The organism is Paenibacillus dendritiformis, assembly GCF_015845845.1.
GTDB lineage: Bacteria > Bacillota > Bacilli > Paenibacillales > Paenibacillaceae > Paenibacillus_B > Paenibacillus_B dendritiformis_C.
In genome coordinates, this window is record NZ_LDIG01000056.1 from 1 (window position 1) to 1977 (window position 1977).

Consider the following 1977-nt stretch of genomic DNA (forward strand, 5'->3'; position numbering starts at 1 on the left):
TTGGAGCAAGGTTTCGACGATGCTACGGCGGTAATGTCGATTCCAGAGAAGTACCGCAAGCGTCTGCGTACGACGAACAGCCAAGAGCGTTTGAATGAGGAAGTACGACGTCGTGAGCGTGTGATTCGTATCTTTCCAAACCGCGATTCTGCATATCGATTACTTGGAGCCTTGCTAATGGAGATAGATGAAAAGTGGAGCAATGGCCGAAAGTATCTGGATATGACGGATTATTTGGAGTGGCGAAAAACGAACGTAAAAACCGAATCCAAAATTGTGCGATAGTTAAAGGGGCGCGCGAGTTTTACTTGAGGGAATTTACACACAATTTTGGACTTGACCGGAATTTCCCTGTCTTGTAAGGATTAATTGTTGGTATAATGCTTATGAGTTGGAGTTCCGGCGCTCGGGGAAGCAATTTTCAGCGGCAGTGGGATTATAAATCCCGCCGAACGAGGGTGGCGGCGGGAGCGGCGATATTGTCAGCCCATATATACAAATTCTTTGTCAAGGTTTTCAAATCCAATTTCTTGATGTAAAACCTCTTCCAACTCGTCTAACGAAATCAGCCCTGATAAAGATAATTCGTTGCCATTCGGAATGTTGTATTTATAGTCAAACAAGTCCCGGTTGTATATTTCTTCTATTTTTGCGACTTGGCGCTGGCTTAAACACTGTTTATGAGTTCTCAGCATATTAAATAAATTCGTTTTCAAATCACCGCCTTCCGCTGCGCTTGAATACTCATCAATTTCAGCAACACATTCTAATAGTTTCCGAAAAATAAAATCTTGCAGGTTTTTGGCCAATATACTCGAATATACTCGCACTTTCATTATCGTGCGGAACCAATGTAACAGGAACATTTTCCCCACACTGTTTATCAAATTGGAATACATATAAGTCACCTCCGCCTGTCATCGCAAATGGAACAAATTGAAATTCAGGTTTTGTCGCTCTGTAATCTTCCGGGTCTTTTAACTCTTCAATCTTTTCTACTATTTGATTAAATTCAAGAAGTTCAATGTCATCTCCGAATAACAACAGTGGCGGGTTTCTTTTAAGTTTTTCCCAATAAGTAGCATGCCAATTGGGTCCATATTCTCCCCAATCAAGCATTCCATCGTCGTATAGTCTTTTATACAATTCAGGGTATTTGAAACCAAATCGTTGCTCTATTTGTTCTATTTGATTCATATGTTCTCTCCTTTAAAATATAAGTAATGTTCGTGCGCCTAATGTATGCTCAAAGGCACACAAAATATTTTTCTGTACATTATACAGGAAGCCGAACCGAATTAAACAATATTTTGGAAATTTTCATTCGCAACAGCCACTGCGGGCAAGCGGCAAGCCTACCCGTAGCGAAAGCTTTAATTACCCTGGCTGTTTTGCATTAGGAAATTGTGAATCTCCGCCGATTTTGAGCAAAATTCGTTTCGTCAAGCAGATAACTTCGCGCCCCAGCTTCCGTTCGGCCCGATCGGGCGCATGGTCAACATAATGTGGGCATGTGGATTTCCGTCTTGCTTGTCATGAATACAGACATCGGTGCACATGCCTTTTGAAACAAAATGCTCGTTGATTGTTGACAATCCGAGGCAGGGATGTTTTTTTCAAGTGAAAAATGCTCAATTTTGCAGCCAAAAGTGCCAAGGCACTTGCCAACCTCAAAGCTTACAACGGGATTCGTTCCATAGCTTGTTTGAAACGGAAGCTCTCGCCTGTAAACGAAAGAATATGTGCATGGTGCACCAAGCGGTCGACCAGCGCAGATGTAAGCTTGGTATCCCCAAAGATGGAGGTCCACTGGCCGAATTCCAAGTTAGACGTCACAATAACACTTTGCCTTTCATAGCAATCCGCAATTACATTGAACAGTAGTTCCGCCCCCGTCTGGCTAAAGGGCACATATCCGACTTCATCCAGGATAAGTAGGTCTACCTTTCTCAGTTTCTCCCGGAACCGGCTCACCGT

The 1977-nt window shown here is 42.8% G+C and carries 5 protein-coding genes; 1 reads left to right on the forward strand and 4 read right to left on the reverse strand.

What is annotated here, in order from left to right:
• Positions 1 to 285, forward strand: a 285-nt coding sequence (locus ABD76_RS02395; RefSeq protein WP_197253985.1) for a transposase, incomplete at its 5' end; no start/stop codon positions are given.
• Positions 286 to 482: 197 nt separating this feature from the next.
• Here the strand turns inward: ABD76_RS02395 and ABD76_RS02400 are convergent.
• From ABD76_RS02400 to ABD76_RS02415, 4 genes are all read right to left on the reverse strand, one after another.
• Positions 483 to 809: a hypothetical protein gene (locus ABD76_RS02400; protein WP_197253993.1), complete on the reverse strand. Its 327-nt coding sequence runs from the start codon at positions 807 to 809 to the stop codon at positions 483 to 485.
• Positions 754 to 1197 (reverse strand): SMI1/KNR4 family protein, encoded by a 444-nt coding sequence (locus tag ABD76_RS02405; protein WP_197253987.1) that lies wholly within the window; start codon positions 1195 to 1197, stop codon positions 754 to 756. Before ABD76_RS02405 ends, ABD76_RS02400 begins: the two co-directional genes overlap by 56 nt.
• 245 nt (positions 1198 to 1442) lie before the next feature.
• A complete protein-coding gene (locus ABD76_RS02410; protein WP_275100749.1) occupies positions 1443 to 1595 on the reverse strand; it encodes a MobA/MobL family protein in 153 nt (50 codons plus the stop codon).
• Positions 1596 to 1677: 82 nt separating this feature from the next.
• On the reverse strand, positions 1678 to 1977 hold a 300-nt coding region (locus tag ABD76_RS02415; protein ID WP_197253989.1), incomplete at its 5' end, for an ATP-binding protein.